Consider the following 17,473-nt stretch of genomic DNA (forward strand, 5'->3'; position numbering starts at 1 on the left):
CCGGCGGGGACGCCCGCCCACGCTCGCCCACGCCCGCCCACGCTAGGACCGCGCGAAGTCCCGCGGCCGGAACTTCCGCTCCTTCAGGTGCTGTTCGATGTCCTCCAGGCTGCGCCCGGTCAGCTCGGGCATCTTCCGCCACACGAACAGCCAGGCGGCGACGTTGAAGAGGGCGTAGATCCAGAAGACCTGGCCGACCCCGAACGCGCTGATCATGGTCAGCAGGGTCAGGGTGATCAGGAGGTTGGTGCTCCACAGGGTGGCCGACTGCACGCTGGTCGCCGCCGAGCGGACCGAGAGCGGATGGATCTCGGAGCCGGTGAGCCAGCCCATCAGCTGCAGTCCGCCGGCGTTGAAGAACATGAAGGCCAGCAGGCAGGCCACGATGGCCGGGACGTAGGCGCGCGTGGCGTGGCCGGTGACGAAGAGGGCGCCGAGGGCGAAGAGGCTGACGGCCGCGCCGGGCACCATGACGAGGGTGAGCCTGCGGCGGCCGACCTTGTCCACGATCCACAGCCCGACGATCATCATCACCAGGTAGACCCCGCCGAGCGCCACGCTGATCCGCAGCGCGTCGGTCTGGGGGAAGCCGTTGTCGGTGAGGATGGTCGGCGCGTAGTAGATGATCATCTCGATGCCGGAGAGCTGGGTGAAGGCCGCGATGCCGCAGCCGACGACCAGCGCCGGACGCACCCATGACCGGCGCAGCCCGCGCCAGCCCCGCTCGCCGCGGTCGGTGTCCTCCTGCCGCCGGGCCAGGCCGGTGATCTCGTCCAGCTCGCCCTGGATGTCGTAGCCCTCGGGCCGCACCTCTTCGAGGACCTTGCGGGCCTCGTCCGTCCGGCCCTCGCGCAGGATGAGCCAGCGGGGGCTCTCGGGCAGCCGCAGCTGGCCCAGGAGCATCAGCACGGCCGGGACGGCGGCCGCGCCGATCGACACCCGCCAGGACACGGCCTCGCTCGCGCCGACGACCGTGGCGACGACGATGCCGACGCCGATGGCGAGCTGGAAACAGAGCACGAGCCGCCCGCGGATCGCCATGGGGGCCAGTTCGGCGACGTACATGGGCACCGCCTGGGTGGCGCCGCCGACCGCGAAGCCCAGCAGGACGCGCGCGAGCGCCAGACCGACCGCGCTGGGTGCGAACGCGCAGGCGAGGCTGCCGACGACGAAGACCCCGCAGATCAGCAGGATGGTGCGGTGCCGTCCGAAGCGCTCGCACAGGCGGCTGCACACCAGGGAGCCGATGACGGCGCCGAGCAGGATGCCCGCCGCGATCGTCTCCTTCATGGCGCCGCCGATGCGGAACTCGTCGGAGATCTGGAGGAGTGCGCCGGAGATGATGCCGGTGTCGTAGCCGTACAGCAGGCCGCTGATCGCGGACACCACGGCCGCCATCAGCATGTGCCCGCTCAGGCCCTTCGGCCGGCTCCCCGCCCCGCCCTCGCCCGTCCCGGCCGGCGGGGCGTTCTCCCCGGCCGTCCCTCTTCCGTGCTCCCCGCTCCGCTCGCGGCTCTGGACGCTCTGCACTGACACCGTGATCCGTTCCTTCGAGTCCGGGTCTCTCGCCGCCCGGACTCGAGAACGTCTGCCCTGATGAGAGCGGGTGATGCCATCGATTCGGGGCCCTGGGCCGAAGAAGGGCGGACTCTATCATCCGATGACGTTGAGTGTTTGTTCGGACACGGAATGTTGTCAGATGTCAAATGGTGAGGGATGCTCGGGGTATGTCCTCCCAGCATCAGCACGACGGGGACGGTCCTGGAGTGTCCGCTTCCGTCCAGCGGGGCTCGGTGTGGGTGATGGAGTTGCGCGGGGAACTCGACGTAGCGTTCATCGGCCGTGTCGAGCGCGCTACGGCCGAGGTCCTGCGACGTTTCCCCGGCCCGCTCGTGTACGACCTCCGGCACCTCGGCTTCGCCGACTCCCTCCTCCTCAACCACCTCCTGGCCACCAGACGGCAGCGCCCGGTGGGGCTGGTCGGCGTCAACCCGTTCGTGGCCCGCATGCTGTCGGTGACCGGCACGGCCGAGGCGCTGCCCACCTTCCCCAGCCCCGAGGCGGCCGAGGCCGCGCTCGTCCCGCGCCAGAGCAGGCGCGGCACGTCCGCGCCCTATGCGCAGGGCTGCCGTTGCCTGGACGGCCGGCACCGGCAGAACTGACAGGCGACGTCCGGGGGTTGGGGTTCAGCCCCCGGAGCCGCCAGAGGCCCCGGAGGCCCCCGAGCGGCAGGGTGCCGTCTCCGGCAGGCGCCAGGTGCACAGGGCGCTGGCCAGGCCGGCCGCCGCCATGTACGCGGCCAGGTACCAGGGCCGGTCGCCGCCCGCGTCGACCAGGAGCGTGGCGACGAAGGGCGAGGTCCCGGCGAAGATCACGCCGTTGATCTCGCGCACGAACACCAGCCCGCTGTACCGGACCTCGGTGGGCAGCGACTCGGCGTAGAAGGTGCCCGCGACCGCGAAGACCGAGTTCAGGAACAGGGCGAAGGCGACGGTGATCGCGGTGTAGATCAGCCAGGGCTCGCGCGTGTCCACCATCAGGAAGAACGGGTACGCGAACAGCGTGATCGCCACCGCCCCGCCGATCATCACCGGCTTGCGCCCGACCCGGTCGGACAGCGCCCCCGCCAGCGGGATGGTGAGGATCGAGAAGGCCGAGGCGATGGTGATGCCGAGCACGGCGGTGCCCGACGACAGGCCGAGCTGATGGGTGAGGTAGCTCGGCAGATAGCCCTGGATCGCGTACGAGGCGATGGCCGTGGCGCAGCCGGAGCCGATGAGCAGCGCGATCGCCCTGGGCCGGGCCTTGATCGCGGCCAGTACGGGCAGCCGCTCGCGCCGGCCGCTGTCGCGGGCCGCCTCGAACTGCTCGGTCTCCGGGGCCGCGTTGCGGATCAGCAGCGCGATGACCACCACCAGGGCGCTGGCGAGGAACGGGACGCGCCAGCCCCAGCTCAGGAAGTCCTCCTCGGGCAGCGTGGAGGCCGCGGCGACCGCTCCGGAGGCGATGACGACACCGATGAACTCGCCCGCGCCGGGCAGTGATCCGTAGAAGCCGCGCCGGTGTTCCTGGGCGGCCTCCGTCGACATGACGTACGCGCCGCCGAGTTCGGCGCCGACGCCGAAGCCCTGCATCATCCGGCACAGCACCAGCAGGACCGGGGCCCATATGCCGATCTGGTGGTACGTCGGCAGCAGACCGATGGCCAGGGTGCCGGTGCCCATCAGGACCACGGTGAGGATCAGCACCGGGCGGCGGCCGATCCGGTCGCCGAGATGGGCGAGGAGCAGGCCGCCGACGGGCCGTACGGCGAAGCCGAGTCCGAAGGTGGCGAAGGACGCCAGGGTGGCCGCGAGGGGCGAGAACGACGGGAAGAAGATCTTGTTGAAGACGATCGCGGCACAGGCGCCGAAGAGGAAGAAGTCGTACCACTCCAGGATCGATCCGACGACGCTCGCGGCGGCCGTCCGGCGCTGACGCGCGCGGGCGCTCAACGGCGGACGCGGGGCGGATTCCTGGCGGGCGGATGCGCTCGTCGTCGGGCTCATCGCACTCCCTTTCACCATCGGTCGGGACGTGTGCGCCCTGCATGTTGCAACATGTGCACGCCTGTTGCGCGAGGGCTGCTAATGTTCCGCACGGCCACAGCCGCATGTCAATGGAGGGGATGGCGATGACCGGTACGACGGTCTGCCTCGGCGAGACGATGGCGCAGGTCACCCCGGCCGACGGCCAAGGGCTCCAGACCAGCGGGGAGTTGCGCCTCGCCGTCGCGGGCGCCGAGTCGACGGTGGCGCAGTACCTCGCCGACCTGGGGCACCGGGCCGCGTGGGTCGGCCGGGTCGGCGACGACCCGTTCGGGCGGCGCGTCGTCGCCTCGATCGCGGCACGGGGGGTGGACGTCTCCGGTGTCCGCACGGACCCCGGCGCCCCGACCGGCGTCTACTTCAAGGACCCCGGCCCGGACGGCACCCGCGTGCACTACTACCGGCGCGGCTCCGCCGCCTCGCGGATGGGGCCCGCCGACGCCGGCCGCGTCGGCCTGGCCGGGGCCCGGCTGCTGCATCTGACCGGGATCACCCCGGCGTTGTCGGACACCTGCGCCGGCCTCGTGGACCTGCTGATGGAACGCGCCGCCGCGGCAGGGGTACCGGTGTCCTTCGACGTGAACCACCGCCCCGCGCTGTGGAGTTCACCCGAGCGGGCGGGATCGGCGCTGCGCGAACTGGCCCGCCGGGCCGACATCGTGTTCGTCGGCCGCGACGAGGGCGAGCGGCTGTGGGGCACTTCCACCGCCGCGGACATCCACGCCCACCTCGCCCCCCGTGGCCTGCTCGTCGTCAAGGACGCGGCGGTCGGAGCCACCGAATTCGACGGCGACAGGGCGGAGTTCGTCCCCGCGCCCGCCGTCGGCGTCGTCGAGGCCGTCGGGGCCGGGGACGCCTTCGCCGCCGGCCACCTGAGCGGACTCCTGCGCGGATCGCCCCCGCGCGAGCGGCTCGCGCTCGGACACCGCCTCGCCGGGCGCGCCCTGCGCAGCATCGAGGACTATGTGCCCGCCGACACTCTGAAGGAGGACTGACGCCATGTCACAGACGGTGAGACGGGCCATCGACATCCTGGAGTTCATCGCCCGCGGCCCCCGCACCCAGACCGAGGTGGGCGACCACCTCGGCGTCCACCGGTCGACCGCCCTGCGCATCCTGGAGTCGCTCACCGACGGCGGACTCGCGCGGCGGCTGCCCGACGGACGGTACGCCGTCGGACACCGGCTCGCCGGACTCGCCCAGCTCGCCCTGGAGCAGTTCGGGCTCAAGGAGATCGCGGCCGGACACCTGCGCGCCCTCGGCGAGACTTCCGGGCACACCGTGCACCTCGCCGCGCTGGAGGGCGGCCAGATCCTCTACGTCGACAAGGTCGACCCGGTGGACGGGGTGCGGCTGTACTCCCAGATCGGCCGGCCCGTGACCCTGCACACCGCCGGAGTCGCCAAGGCGATCCTCGCCCACCAGCCGCGTGCGACGGCTGGGGCCCTGCTCGCCGCCTGCGACTTCGCCCCGCACACCGGCACCACGATCACCGACCCGGCCGCTTACCACAAGGCGCTGGAGGAGACCCGCGCGCGGGGCTTCGCCGTGGACGACGGCGAGTACGAGGACTACGTGAACTGTGTCGCCGTACCCGTGCGGGACAGCGGCGGCGAGGTGATCGCGGCCGTCTCCGTGACCGCGCTCAAGGCCAGGGCCGACCTCGCCGCGCTGGAGCGGGACGTGCTGCCCGAACTGACCGCCACCGCGCGAACGATCTCCAGGGAGCTGGGATGGCGACCGTGAACCCCGTGTCCTTCGACCGCGTCTTCGCCGGGGTGCCGGTGATGGCGATCCTGCGCGGCATGCCGCTGACGAGAACCGTCGAACTCGCCGAACGGGCCTGGGACCTGGGCATCGAGTGCGTCGAGGTGCCGGTGCAGGACGAGGAGGCCGCGGCGGTCCTCGCCGCCGTCGTGGCCGCCGGGCGGGGCAGGCCGGTGGGCGCGGGCACCGTCACCACGCCGGAACGGCTGGGCTGGGCGGTGGCGGCCGGAGCCGCCTTCACCGTGGCCCCGGGGCTCGACGCCGGAGTGGCGCGGGCCAGCGTCGACGCCGGGCTGCCCCACCTGCCCGGAGTGGCCACGGCCACCGATGTCCAGGCCGCACGCGCCCTGGGCCTGGACTGGCTGAAGGCCTTCCCGGCGAGCGTGCTCGGCCCCGACTGGTTCCGGGCCATGCGCGGCCCGTTCCCCGAGGTGCCGTTCGTCGCCACCGGAGGCATCGACGCCTCCAACGCGGCCGCCTACCTGGCGGCGGGGGCCAAGGTGGTCGCCGTCGGCTCGGCACTCGAAGCCCCCGACCAACTCCGTTCATTGGCCGATCTCTTGAAGCACTGACTCACCCCCATGCAGACAGGAGCCGCACCCATGAAGATCACCGCACTCACGACCTACCTCGTCGCTCCCCGCTGGCTCTTCCTGAAGATCGAGACGGACGAGGGCATAACCGGCTGGGGCGAGCCCGTGGTCGAGGGCCGCGCCCACACCGTCGCCGCCGCCGTCGACGAACTCGCCGACCACCTCACCGGCCAGGACCCGCTGCGCATCGAGGACCACTGGCAGGTCATGACCAAGGGCGGCTTCTACCGGGGCGGACCCGTCCTGTCCTCCGCCGTCTCCGGCATCGACCAGGCACTGTGGGACATCAAGGGCAAGTACCACGGCGTCCCGGTGTACGACCTGCTCGGCGGCCCCGTCCGGGAACGGATGCGGATGTACTCCTGGATCGGCGGCGACGACCCGCGCGAGGCCGCCGAGCACGCCGCCCAGCGCCTCGAACAGGGCTACCGCGCCGTGAAGATGAACGTCGGCGGCCGGCTCCGGCACCTTGAGACCTCCCGCGAGATCGACGCCGTCCTCGCCCGGGTCGCCTCCGTGCGCGAGGTGATGGGCGAGGACGGGGACGTCGCCGTCGACTTCCACGGCCGCACCTCACCCGCCCTCGCCAGGCAGCTCGCCCGCGCCCTCGAACCACTGCGGCCCATGTTCATCGAGGAGCCCCTGCTCCCCGAACTCACCGCGCGGTACGCCGATTTCACCGCCTCCACCAGCATCCCCGTGGCCACCGGCGAACGCCTCTACTCCCGCTGGGACTTCGACCCCGTACTGCGCTCCGGCATCGCGCTCGCCCAGCCCGACCTGTCCCACGCGGGCGGCATCTCCGAGGTGCGCCGGATCGCGGCCCAGGCCGAGACGCACGGCGTCGGGCTCGCCCCGCACTGCCCGCTGGGCCCCATCGCGCTCGCCGCCTGTCTCCAGGTGGACTTCGCCAGCCCGAACGCGTTCATCCAGGAGACCAGCCTCGGCATCCACTACAACGTCGGCTCCGACCTCGGCGACTACCTGGTCGACACCGCCGTCTTCGGCTTCGACGCCGACGACGGCCACATGGCCCGGCCGAACGCCCCCGGCCTCGGCGTCGAGATCGACGAGGACGCCGTCGCCAGGGCGGCCGAGAGCGGCCACCGCTGGCACAACCCGGTGTGGCGGCACGCGGACGGCTCCTTCGCGGAGTGGTGAGGCCCGCGTCCCGAGGGGAGTGACGGCCGATCTGGTCCAACCAGTTGACCAGTGCCCGGCCGTCACCCACTCTGTTCGCCATGTCTTCCTTACCCGTCCGGCGTGAGGCGGTCTCCGACCAGCTCTACGCCGTCCTGCGCGACAGGATTCTCGGCGGGACGCCGCCACCCGGCTCCCCGCTCACCGCCGAACGCGACCTCGCCGCCGAGTTCGGCGTGAACCGCCACGCGGTCCGCGAGGCCGTCAAACGCCTCCAGCAGGCCCGGCTGGTCGAGGTCAGCCACGGCGGCCGCACCCTCGTCCTGGACTGGCGGCGCACCGCCGGCCTCGACCTCGCGCTCGGCATCGCCGAGGCCGACAAGGGCCCCACGATCGCCGAACTCACCCGCGACGCACTGGAGATGCGGGTCTGCGTCGGCGCCGACGCCGCCCGGCTGTGCGCGCTGCGCTGCTCCGACCAGGCCGCCTCCGCAATCATGGAGAGCGCGAGCCGGTACGCGGTGCAGGGGCCCGATCTCACCGAGCTGGGCGAGGCGGACGTGGCCTGGTGGCGGCTGATCGTGGAGGGCTCCGGGAACCTCGCCTACCTGCTGGCCTTCAACAGCCTCGTCTCCGGGGCGCTCCCGGTCGTCCAGGCGCCCGACGCCCTGCGCGCCGGCGAACTCCTCGACGTCGAGGCCCACGTACGGCTCGGCACGCTCATCGCCGCGCGCGAGCCCCGCGCCGCCGAACGGCTGGCCCGCGAACTGCTCTCCCGCAGCGTCCCCACCGAAATCCCCGAAAGCGGTGAACCGACATGATCCCGGCCGTCGTCTACGCCATACCCGCGTTCGTGCTCCTCGTCGTGGTCGAGGCGCTGTCCTACCGCTTCCTCCCCGACGACGACGAACGCGGCTACGAACTGCGCGACACCGTCACCAGCATGTCCATGGGGGCCGGGAGCCAGGTCATCGGGCTGCCGTGGAAGGCGGTGACGGTCGTGGCGTACGCCGCCGCCTTCACCGTGGCCCCCTGGCACCTCTCCGCGTCCTCCCCGTGGACCTGGCTGCTGCTGTTCTTCGCCGACGACCTCGCCTACTACGTCTTCCACCGCGCCCACCACCGGGTCCGGGTGCTGTGGGCCGGCCATGTGGTGCACCACTCCAGCATGCGCTTCAACCTGTCCACCGCGCTGCGGCAGAGCTGGACGCCGATGACGACGCTGCCCTTCTGGCTGCCGCTCGCCCTGCTGGGCGTACCGCCCTGGATGATCCTCCTCCAGCAGTCGTTCAGCCTGGTCTACCAGTTCCTCCTGCACACCGAGCGGGTGGACAGGCTGTGGCGGCCCGTGGAGTGGTTCTTCAACACCCCCTCCCACCACCGCGCGCACCACGGCTCCAACAACGTCTACCTGGACCGCAATTACGGCGGCATCCTGATCGTCTGGGACCGGCTGCTCGGCACGTTCCAGGCCGAGGGCGAGCGGGTGGTGTACGGCCTGACGAAGAACATCGACACCCACAACCCGCTGCGCGTCGCCTTCCACGAGTACGCCGCCACCTGGCGCGACGTCCGCTCGGCGGCGACCTGGCGCGACCGCGCCGGGTACGTGCTGGGGCCGCCCGGCTGGACCCCGGCCTCCCGCTGACCTTCAGCCGATCGGCGGCAGCGGCCGGTCCGTGGCGGCGACCTGCGTGAACCGCGCGGCCAGCGGCGCCAGGGGCGGCGAGGTCAGGGCCCTGACAGCCAGGGTGCGCAGGGCCAGCCCGAACCGGGTCCGGGGGTAGGCGGCCCGTACGACACCGGGCGGGAGCCTCTGCACCGAGTCGACCAGCGGCCGCATCCACCGCTCGTACGCCGCGAGCGCGGCCTCGGTCCCGGTACCGGCGGAGGACAGGCACGCGGCGAGGACGTAGCCGCCGGTCAGGGCCAGCGAGGCGCCGCCCCCGCCCAGCGGGGTGACACACCAGGCGGCGTCGCCCACCAGGCAGACCCGCCCGCGGTGCCAGACGGGCACCCGGATCTGGGTCAGATGGTCGACGTACACGTCCTCGGAGGCGTCGAACCCGTCCAGGACCCGTGCCGCCTCCCACCCCGCGCCCGCGTACCGGGCACGGACCCGGGCCAGCGCCCGGCCGCGGTCGAGCGCGGCGAGGTCCTCGTCGCGGAGGTAGGACAGGACGGCGCGCGTGGTGCCGTGGTTGTCGGGCCGCAGATGGACCTGCCGTCCGCCGACCGTGCCGTACCAGCGCCAGCGGTCGTCGTCGGAGGCCGTGCGCGGGATCGTGCCGAACACCATGTTGACGCCGAGCGGGCGGCGGTCCACCAGCTCACCGAAGACCCGGTCCCGCGTCGCCGAACGCACGCCCTCGGCGACGACGAGCAGACCGGCGCGCAGGACCCGGCCGCCCGCCGTGGTCACGGTGACCGAGTCGCCGTCGTCCTCCGTGCCGGTGATCGTGTCGCCGTAGACGATCTCGACACCGTCGGGCAGGTTCCGGAGGATCGCGCGGGCGAAATCCCCGCGCAGGATCTCCAGTTCGGCCGTGGCGCCGTCCGGGCCGCCCGAGGGCAGCCCGGCGGTCACCCGGCCCCGGCCGTCCACCAGCACCGCGCCGGTCTCGGTGGTGTTGAGCGCCTTCACCGCGCCGAAGAGGCCCATCCGGTCCAGCACCTCCCGCGCGACGCCCCGGACGTCCACGTTCTGCCCGCCGTCCCGGAAGGCGGGCGCCCGCTCGACCACCGTCACCCGCCAGCCGGTGCGCCGCAGCCAGTGCGCGGCGGAGAGACCGGCGATGCTCGCGCCGGAGACGACGGCATGGGGCGGGGACACGGCGTCAGTGTTCACGCAGCCCCCTTCGCCGCGGGGGACCCGCCCGGATGCGGGCGCGCCGGGCGCGGCGCCGGGACCGAACACTCCTCGCCCCCACTCGCGTCCCCGGCCCCGCTGGACCTCCTCCTCGCCGTGACCGCCGCCGTCCTCACCCACGTCCACCAGCGGCTGACCCGCGCCCCGCCGAAGCCGGACACCCCGGCGCCGGGGGCCCCGCCGAAGCCGGACACCCCGGCGCCGGGCCGTCAGCCCCTGCTCCATCCCGTCACCGGGGAGTACGAGTCGATCAGGTCCACCACGAAGACCAGGGTGGAGCCCGGCGGGATCAGTGCCGAGGGCGACTCCTTCCCGTAGCCGAGACGCGGGGGAACGACGAGCTCGCGCCGGCCGCCGACCCTCATCCCCCGCACACCCCGGTCCCACCCCTTGATGACCTTGCCGCCGCCCACGGCGAACTTGTACGGCTCTCCCCGGTCCCAGGAGGCGTCGAACTCCTTCCCGGACGCGAAGGTCACGCCGACGTAGTGCACCTTGACCACCATGCCCGCCTTCACCTCGGGCCCGTCCCCGACGACCAGGTCCCGCACGGTCAGCTCCGCGGGAGCGGCCCCCTCCGGGACGTGCACCTCGGGCTTGCTCGGCTCACTCATCGCACTCATCACTCTCCGCCGGACGCCGTCGCGGGGACGGGGCCGGACGCCTCGACACACGGATGCAGGGACGCACGGACACGCTCCGTGCGGCGGACGATCACGCTACCGGCCCCTCCCGCGCCCGACCGGACGCGGAGGGCCCGCCCCGGCCGTGGCGTGACCGTGCACATGCGGCGGACGCGGTCAACGGGGCGCGTGACCGGACGCCGTGCACGGCGCGCCAGAAGTCGCCTCGAGCACCCAATGGGCACTCAGTGCGCCCTCCCGGTTTCCGTGAGTGACGGAAATGATGAGTGCACCGCACATCGACCAAGTGATCCGCGGTCCCCCGTGTCCCGGCGTGGGCCGGCGGCGGAAGGAGTTCACGGTGTTGCTTCTCATCTCCCCGGACGGTGTCGAGGAGGCTCTCGACTGCGCGAAGGCGGCGGAGCATCTCGACATCGTCGACGTCAAGAAGCCCGACGAGGGCTCACTCGGCGCGAACTTCCCCTGGGTCATCCGGGAGATCCGCGACGCGGTACCGGCGGACAAGCCGGTCTCGGCGACAGTGGGAGACGTCCCGTACAAGCCCGGCACGGTGGCCCAGGCCGCGCTCGGCGCGGTCGTCTCGGGGGCCACGTACATCAAGGTCGGCCTGTACGGCTGCACGACGCCCGATCAGGGCATCGCGGTCATGCGCGCCGTCGTCCGGGCCGTGAAGGACCACCGTCCCGAAGCGCTCGTCGTCGCCTCCGGCTACGCCGACGCCCACCGGATCGGCTGCGTGAACCCGCTCGCCCTGCCCGACATCGCCGCCCGCTCCGGTGCCGACGCCGCCATGCTCGACACCGCGATCAAGGACGGGACGCGGTTGTTCGACCACGTACCGCCCGACGCCTGCGCCGAGTTCGTGCGGCGCGCCCACGAATCCGGGCTGCTCGCGGCCCTCGCGGGCAGCGTCGGGCAGGCCGACCTCGGCCCGCTGACCCGCATCGGCACGGACATCGTCGGGGTGCGCGGAGCGGTCTGCGAGGGCGGCGACCGCAACGCCGGGCGGATCAGGCCGCACCTGGTGGCCGCCTTCCGGGCGGAGATGGACCGGTGGGCACGGGAGTACGCGGCCGACGCCACCGCCGTCGGCTGACCGCCGGTATGCCGACCTCCGAGCTCGCCCCCCTCGCCGGGCGCCGGGCCTCGCGGCTCCCCGTCGTCGACCCGGCCACGGGCGAAGTCTTCGACGACGCCCCCCAGCTGGAACCGGACGCGCTGGACGCCGTCGTCGACCGGTCCCGCCGGGCCTGGCACGGCTGGCGCTCCGATCCCGCCGCCCGCACCACCGCGCTGCGCGCGGCCGCCGACGCCGTCGAGGCCGCCGGCGACAGCCTCGCCCGGCTGCTCACCCGGGAACAGGGCAAGCCCCTGGCCGAGTCGCACGCGGAGGTCGCCCGCACGGCGGCCAGGCTGCGCTGGTTCGCCGAACTGGCCCCCAGAACCCGGCGGATCACCGACGGCCGGCCCGTGCACAGCGAGATCCGCTGGAGGTCCCTCGGGCCCGTCGCCGCGATCGTGCCGTGGAACTTCCCCCTCCAGCTCGCGGCGGCGAAGTTCGCGCCCGCGCTCGCGGCGGGAAACACCGTGGTCCTCAAGCCGTCCCCCTACACCCCGCTCGCCACCGGGCTGCTCGGCTCCGTCCTCTCCACCGTTCTGCCCGAGGACGTGCTGACCGTCGTCACCGGGCGCGAACCGCTCGGTGCCCGACTCGCCTCCCACCCCGGCATCCGCCACGTCACCTTCACCGGCTCCGTGCCCACCGGACGTGCCGTCGCCGGAGCGGCCACGGCCTCACTGGCCCGGGTCACCCTGGAACTGGGCGGCAACGACGCCGCCGTCCTGCTGGAGGACGCCGACGTCGGCCGGATCGCGGACCGGCTGTTCTGGGCCGCCTTCCGCAACTGCGGACAGGTCTGCATGGCGGTCAAGCGCGTCTACGCCCCGGCCCGGCTGCACGCCCAGGTCGTCGAGGCCCTCGCCGAGCGCGCCAGGACCGTCGCCGTCGGCCCCGGCCTCGACCCCGACACCCGGATCGGCCCCGTCAACAACGCCGCCCAGCTGGCGCGCGTCGAGCAGATCACGCGGCGCGCCCTGGCCGACGGCGCCCGGGCGGCGGCCGGCGGCCACCGCCCGGACGGGCCGGGCTACTTCTTCGCCCCCACCGTCCTCACTGACGTCCCGCCCGACAGCCCGGTGGTGACCGAGGAGCAGTTCGGGCCGGTCCTGCCCGTACTGCCGTACCGCACCCTCGACGAAGCCGTCGACGCCGCCAACGGCACCGGCTTCGGACTGGGCGGCTCCGTCTGGGGCACCGACCTCGACCGGGCCGAGGCGGTCGCCGACCGGCTCGAGTGCGGCACCGCCTGGATCAACCACCATGCCGAACTGTCCCTCGCCCAGCCCTTCGCGGGCGTCAAGGACAGCGGCGTGGGCGTGGCCGGCGGACCCTGGGGCCTGTACGGAAACCTGCGGCCGTTCGTCGTCCACCGCCCCCGGGAGGAGCGAGGTTGAGGTTCCAGGCGGCCGTACTGCGCGCGTACGACGATCCGTTCGAGGTCGAGGAGGTGGCCCTGGGGGCGGAACTCGCCCCCGGCGAGATCCTGGTGGAGATCGCCGGCTGCGGGATGTGCCGGACCGACCTCGCGGTCCGGCGATCGGCGGGCAGCAGCCCGCTGCCCGCCGTGCTCGGCCACGAAGGGGCCGGGGTCGTGGTGCGGACGGGCGGCGGCCCGGACACCTCGATCGTCGCGGGAGACCATGTGGTGCTGAGCTTCGACTCCTGCGGGCACTGCCACAACTGCCGTGGCGGGGCGCCCGCTTACTGCGATTCCTTCGCCTCCCTCAACCTCTTCGGGGGACGCGAGGAGGACACGCCGCGATTCACCGACGCTGCCGGGGGAGCACTGGCCCCCCGGTGGTTCGGCCAGTCCTCCTTCGCCGAGTACGCGCTCGTCCCGGCCCGCAACGCCGTCCGGGTCGACCCCGCGCTGCCCGTCGAGTTGCTGGGACCGCTCGGCTGCGGCTTCCTCACCGGCGCCGGGGCCGTGCTGAACACCTTCGCCGCCGGTCCGGGCGACCCCCTGGTCGTCCTCGGCGCGGGAGCCGTGGGCCTGGCGGCGGTGATGGCGGCCACCGCCTCCGGCGTGCCGACCGTGGCCGTCGACCGGTACTCCGGACGGCTGGCCCTGGCCGAACGGTTCGGCGCGGTCGCGGTGCCCGCCGGAGAGCCGGGACTGACCGCGCGCATCGAACGGCTCACGGGCGGCGGCGCCCAGTACGCGCTCGACACCACGGCCTGCGCCCCGCTCATCAACGACGCGCTCCGGGCACTGCGCCCCACCGGCAGCCTCGGTCTGGTGGCGCGACTGCGGACCGCGCTGCCGCTGGAGCCGGGCACCCTCGACCGCGGCCGCGGCATCCGCCACATCTGCGAAGGGGACGCCGTGCCCGGACTGCTGATACCGCTGCTGACCCGCCTCTGGCAAGCCGGACGCTTCCCCTTCGACCAGCTCATCCGCACCTACCCGCTGACCGACATCAACGAGGCCGAGCGCGACTGCGACGCCGGCCGCGTGGTCAAACCCGTCCTGCTCCCGGCCGGGAAGAGCCGGTGAGCGCGACGCGCCGCACCACGGACCCGAATCGGCCGACGAGCGGGAAGCTCGCGGTCCCCGCACTCGCCGACGGAGAAGACATGACCAGCACGGCGCCGCAGCACACCGACGTGGAAGGCGTGGACGGAGGCGTCGGGCTCACCTCCCTCCTGGTCGCCGCGGCACGGGCCATCGAGACCCGCCGCGACGACAGCCTCGCCCAGGACACCTACGCGGAACACTTCGTGCTCGCCGCCCCGGCGTGCGCGGACTGGCCGGTGCGCATCCAGCAGGTCCCGGACGGGGACGGCAACCCGCTGTGGGGACGGTTCGCCCGCTACTTCGGCCTGCGCACCAGGGTCCTCGACGACTTCCTGCTCCAGGCGGTCCGCACGGGCACCCGGCAGGTGGTCCTGCTCGGCGCGGGGCTGGACACGCGTGCCTTCCGGCTGGACTGGCCGTCCGGCTGCGCGGTGTTCGAGATCGACCGGGCGGGCGTGCTGGAGTTCAAGCGCCGGGTGCTCACGGACCTGGCGGCCGTCCCGAAGACGGCGCGCGTCCCCGTACCGTTCGACCTGCGGGCGGACTGGTCCGGCACGCTGACCGACGTCGGCTTCGACCCGGCCGCACCGAGCGTCTGGCTGGCCGAGGGACTTCTCTTCTACCTGCCGGGCCCCGCCGAGACGAACCTCATCGACACGGTGGACAGGCTGGCCTCGGGAGGCAGCGCGCTGGCCTTCGAGGCCAAGCTGGAAAAGGACCTGCTGGCGTACCGCGACAGCCCGATCTACACGGCGACGCGAGAACAGATCGGCATCGACCTGCTCCACCTCTTCGACAAGGGGCCGCGGCCCGACTCCGCCGGAGCCCTGGCGGCCAGGGGCTGGTCCACCTCGACGCACACGCCCTTCGAGTTCACCCGCCGGTACTGCCGGGGCCCCCTCCCCGAGCCGAACGACGCGCTGGAGGGCAACCGGTGGGTGTTCGCGCACAAGCCCCGGCCATGAGTCACACGGCGTCCCATGTGTCCCCGGCGTCGGCGGATCACCGCCGTGGTGCCCTCAGACCCCGACCTCATAGACGATGTTGAACGGAGTCTCCGCCGCCCGGCGGAAGCGGTTCAGGCCGGCCTCCGCGGCGACCTCGCGGGTGCGCTCCTCGCCCGCCTGGGCGCCCAGGGCGCGGCCGACCTCCTGGGACTGCGAGGCCGGGGTGCAGATCAGGGCGGAGGCGCTGTAGAACGTACGGCCGACCGGGTGGAGGTTCTCCTCCAGCCGGTCGCCCGCGAACGGCTCCACGAGCATGATGGTGCCGCCCTCGGCCAACTGCTCCCTGCTGTGCGCCAGGGCGCCGACCGGGTCGCCCATGTCGTGCAGGCAGTCGAAGAACGTGATCAGGTCGTACGGGCCGCCGTCGAAGTCCTTGGCGCCGGCCAGCTCGAACGAGACGCGGCCCCCGACCCCCGCGTCCGCGGCGAGCCCGCGCGCCGCCTCGACGGACGGCTCGTGGTTGTCGAAGCCGGTGACCCGCGCGCCCGGGAACGCCTCGCCGATCATCACGGTGGAGTGTCCCAGTCCGCAGCCCACGTCGGCCGCCCTGCCGCCGTCGCGCAGTCTCTCCGCCGTGCCGGTCAGCGCGGGCAGCCACTCGTCCACCAGGTGTGCGGCGTAGCCCGGCCGGAAGAAGCGGCCCGTCCCCGCGAACAGGTCCGCGTGATGCTCGTGCCAGCCGACGCCCCGGCCGTCGCGGAAGGCGCGCTCCAGCCGGTCCTGTTCCTCTGCCGAGCCGCAGGACAGGAACGCCTGGTAGCCGCCCAGTGCGAAGAACGGGCTGTTCTCGTCGGCGAAGACCGCACTCTGCTCCGGCGTCATACGGAAGACGTCGTCACCCTCGTAGGCCAGATACCCGCTGGCCGCCATCGCGGCCAGCCATTCGCGCACGTTGCGCTCGGCGGTCCCGGTGCGCTCCGCGAGCTGCCGGGCGGTGACGGCCTCACCGTCCGCGAGAGCCCGGAAGAGTCCGAGCCTCTCGCCCAGCAGAGCCAGGGGCGCCGCCGCGACCGCCCCCATGTCGGTCACGACCTTCCCGAGCAGTTCGTGCAGCTTCGCTTCGTTCACTGTGCCCATGAGACGACGCTACTCGGACATGTGGGGTAAAGCATTGCAAAGCGTCTTGGGGGGCCTTGAGGGACGGGGTCGCCTCGATACGGCGCGCGGCCGCACGCGGGCGTCATACGTACCCATACGTCCTCAAACAGCCTCCGCCGCGGACCGCCCGTGCCGGGATGCGCATCGTTCCTCCTCCGCGGGGTTGACGCACTTGGTGAGGCAGCGGGTCCGGGAGAGCGCGAACACCCCGTAGACCACCAGGGCGGTTCCCGCGAGCGCAGGCACGAGCCACCAGCCGCCGCGGGGCGACTCGGCGTAGAGCGTGACCCCGAGGGCGAAGCTGACCGCGGCGTCACCGAGTGTCAGCGCGGGCTGGGAGCCGATGATGGGGCCGCCCTGCATCGCGTACCCCAGCAGAAGGATGGACACCGAGCCGGCGATCGCGAACGCGTAGGTCTGCCAGGCCAGGAAGAAGCCCGCAGCTCCCTCCTGGGACAGGACGTACATCGAGGACTTCACCAGGGCGGCCGTGAGGGCGTTGCCGATCGCCGCCGCGAGCGCCAAGTAGGCGGCCCGCGCCAGCCCTTGAGGGCGCCGCAGGCCGACGGCGACGAACGCCGCCCCGAGTCCGCCGAGGACGAGGAGCGTCGGTACCCACGCCATGCCGGGCACCTGGGGCCGTCCCCCGGAGGGAGCGGCGGAGAACAGGGCGACGGCCAGGCCGACGAAGATGCAGATCACGCACCCCCATGCCTTCAGGGACACGCCGACCCGGAACACCACGCTGCCGAAGATCAGGGCCAGGGGCAGTTCGAGGATGAAGATGGGCTGCACCGTGGCCAGCGAGCCCGACAGGAGGGCCAGGGCCTGGAACAGCGCGGCGAGAACGGTGCCCAGAATCCCCACGAACCAGGCCGGATTGTGCAGCAGATCGCGTACGAGACGGAGCCCGCGCCCGCTGGAGTCGGGCACGTGGACCACCGCTCGCCGTTGCAACACCGTGCCGAGGGCGTTGCTGGCAGCGGCCAGGATGGCGAACATGACCGCGAGGATCATTCCGGTCGCACCGCCTCCGCGTCGGCCCGGTTGTCCTGTGCGAGCGCCCGGGCCGCGTCATGGGGATTTCGAGCATTTCCTCGGCCGCCAGTCAAGCTAACGCGGCCGGAGAG

Annotated in this window: 17 protein-coding genes; 11 read left to right on the forward strand and 6 right to left on the reverse strand. The window is 72.9% G+C overall.

Annotated features, from left to right (window positions below; translation table 11 throughout):
* Nucleotides 1–42 precede the first annotated feature (42 nt).
* The gene (locus ABZ898_RS06180; RefSeq protein WP_361653327.1) at nt 43–1,536 is read right to left on the reverse strand and encodes a sugar porter family MFS transporter; all 1,494 of its coding nucleotides are present in this window, start codon (nt 1,534–1,536) and stop codon (nt 43–45) included.
* Between the two features lie 191 nt (nt 1,537–1,727).
* On the opposite strand from ABZ898_RS06180, the gene ABZ898_RS06185 reads away from it, so the two are divergent.
* Nucleotides 1,728–2,162, forward strand: a complete 435-nt coding sequence (locus ABZ898_RS06185; RefSeq protein ID WP_361653329.1) for an STAS domain-containing protein — start codon at nt 1,728–1,730, stop codon at nt 2,160–2,162.
* 24 nt (nt 2,163–2,186) lie between these two features.
* Here ABZ898_RS06185 and ABZ898_RS06190 read toward each other — a convergent pair whose 3' ends face one another.
* A complete protein-coding gene (locus ABZ898_RS06190) occupies nt 2,187–3,548 on the reverse strand; it encodes an MFS transporter (RefSeq protein ID WP_361653331.1) in 1,362 nt (453 codons plus the stop codon).
* Between the two features lie 125 nt (nt 3,549–3,673).
* Between ABZ898_RS06190 and ABZ898_RS06195 the strand changes: the two genes are divergently transcribed.
* The 6 genes from ABZ898_RS06195 (at nt 3,674) to ABZ898_RS06220 (ending at nt 8,735) form a co-directional block, all read left to right on the forward strand.
* Nucleotides 3,674–4,582, forward strand: a complete 909-nt coding sequence (locus tag ABZ898_RS06195; RefSeq protein ID WP_361653333.1) for a sugar kinase — start codon at nt 3,674–3,676, stop codon at nt 4,580–4,582.
* Nucleotides 4,583–4,586: 4 nt separating this feature from the next.
* Nucleotides 4,587–5,333: an IclR family transcriptional regulator gene (locus ABZ898_RS06200; RefSeq protein WP_361653335.1), complete on the forward strand. Its 747-nt coding sequence runs from the start codon at nt 4,587–4,589 to the stop codon at nt 5,331–5,333.
* Entirely contained in the window at nt 5,321–5,926 is a 606-nt protein-coding gene (locus ABZ898_RS06205) for a bifunctional 4-hydroxy-2-oxoglutarate aldolase/2-dehydro-3-deoxy-phosphogluconate aldolase (RefSeq protein ID WP_361653337.1), read from the forward strand. The genes ABZ898_RS06200 and ABZ898_RS06205 overlap by 13 nt, the downstream gene beginning before the upstream one ends.
* A gap of 30 nt (nt 5,927–5,956) precedes the next feature.
* Nucleotides 5,957–7,108, forward strand: coding sequence for a galactonate dehydratase (dgoD, locus tag ABZ898_RS06210; protein WP_361653339.1), 1,152 nt, complete (start codon nt 5,957–5,959; stop codon nt 7,106–7,108).
* A gap of 80 nt (nt 7,109–7,188) precedes the next feature.
* Nucleotides 7,189–7,908, forward strand: a complete 720-nt coding sequence (locus ABZ898_RS06215) for a GntR family transcriptional regulator (RefSeq protein ID WP_361653341.1) — start codon at nt 7,189–7,191, stop codon at nt 7,906–7,908.
* Nucleotides 7,905–8,735, forward strand: coding sequence for a sterol desaturase family protein (locus tag ABZ898_RS06220; RefSeq protein ID WP_361653343.1), 831 nt, complete (start codon nt 7,905–7,907; stop codon nt 8,733–8,735). The genes ABZ898_RS06215 and ABZ898_RS06220 overlap by 4 nt, the downstream gene beginning before the upstream one ends.
* 3 nt (nt 8,736–8,738) lie before the next feature.
* Here the strand turns inward: ABZ898_RS06220 and ABZ898_RS06225 are convergent, their stop codons facing one another.
* Together ABZ898_RS06225 and ABZ898_RS06230 are read right to left on the reverse strand one after the other, a co-directional pair.
* Nucleotides 8,739–9,920 carry an FAD-dependent monooxygenase gene (locus tag ABZ898_RS06225; protein WP_361653345.1) on the reverse strand — a complete coding sequence of 394 codons (1,182 nt, stop codon included), beginning with the start codon at nt 9,918–9,920 and terminating at the stop codon, nt 8,739–8,741.
* A gap of 245 nt (nt 9,921–10,165) precedes the next feature.
* Nucleotides 10,166–10,570 carry an FKBP-type peptidyl-prolyl cis-trans isomerase gene (locus ABZ898_RS06230; RefSeq protein WP_361653346.1) on the reverse strand — a complete coding sequence of 135 codons (405 nt, stop codon included), beginning with the start codon at nt 10,568–10,570 and terminating at the stop codon, nt 10,166–10,168.
* A gap of 370 nt (nt 10,571–10,940) precedes the next feature.
* Here ABZ898_RS06230 and ABZ898_RS06235 point away from each other — a divergent pair, with 370 nt between their 5' ends.
* The 4 genes from ABZ898_RS06235 to ABZ898_RS06250 all read left to right on the forward strand — a co-directional run bounded on the left by ABZ898_RS06235 (nt 10,941) and on the right by ABZ898_RS06250 (nt 15,203).
* A complete protein-coding gene (locus tag ABZ898_RS06235) occupies nt 10,941–11,696 on the forward strand; it encodes a (5-formylfuran-3-yl)methyl phosphate synthase (RefSeq protein WP_361653348.1) in 756 nt (251 codons plus the stop codon).
* A gap of 8 nt (nt 11,697–11,704) precedes the next feature.
* Complete coding sequence (locus ABZ898_RS06240; RefSeq protein ID WP_361653350.1) at nt 11,705–13,114, forward strand: aldehyde dehydrogenase family protein; 1,410 nt, start codon at nt 11,705–11,707, stop codon at nt 13,112–13,114.
* Nucleotides 13,111–14,217: an NAD(P)-dependent alcohol dehydrogenase gene (locus ABZ898_RS06245; RefSeq protein ID WP_361653352.1), complete on the forward strand. Its 1,107-nt coding sequence runs from the start codon at nt 13,111–13,113 to the stop codon at nt 14,215–14,217. The genes ABZ898_RS06240 and ABZ898_RS06245 overlap by 4 nt, the downstream gene beginning before the upstream one ends.
* A gap of 80 nt (nt 14,218–14,297) precedes the next feature.
* Nucleotides 14,298–15,203, forward strand: coding sequence for a class I SAM-dependent methyltransferase (locus ABZ898_RS06250; protein ID WP_361653354.1), 906 nt, complete (start codon nt 14,298–14,300; stop codon nt 15,201–15,203).
* Between the two features lie 54 nt (nt 15,204–15,257).
* Here the strand turns inward: ABZ898_RS06250 and ABZ898_RS06255 are convergent, their stop codons facing one another.
* Together ABZ898_RS06255 and ABZ898_RS06260 are read right to left on the reverse strand one after the other, a co-directional pair.
* Nucleotides 15,258–16,322 (reverse strand): methyltransferase domain-containing protein, encoded by a 1,065-nt coding sequence (locus tag ABZ898_RS06255; RefSeq protein ID WP_361653356.1) that lies wholly within the window; start codon nt 16,320–16,322, stop codon nt 15,258–15,260.
* A gap of 123 nt (nt 16,323–16,445) precedes the next feature.
* Nucleotides 16,446–17,345: a DMT family transporter gene (locus tag ABZ898_RS06260; RefSeq protein ID WP_361653358.1), complete on the reverse strand. Its 900-nt coding sequence runs from the start codon at nt 17,343–17,345 to the stop codon at nt 16,446–16,448.
* Nucleotides 17,346–17,473 lie beyond the last annotated feature (128 nt).

This window comes from Streptomyces sp. NPDC046860, assembly GCF_040645115.1.
Taxonomy (GTDB): Bacteria; Actinomycetota; Actinomycetes; order Streptomycetales; family Streptomycetaceae; genus Streptomyces.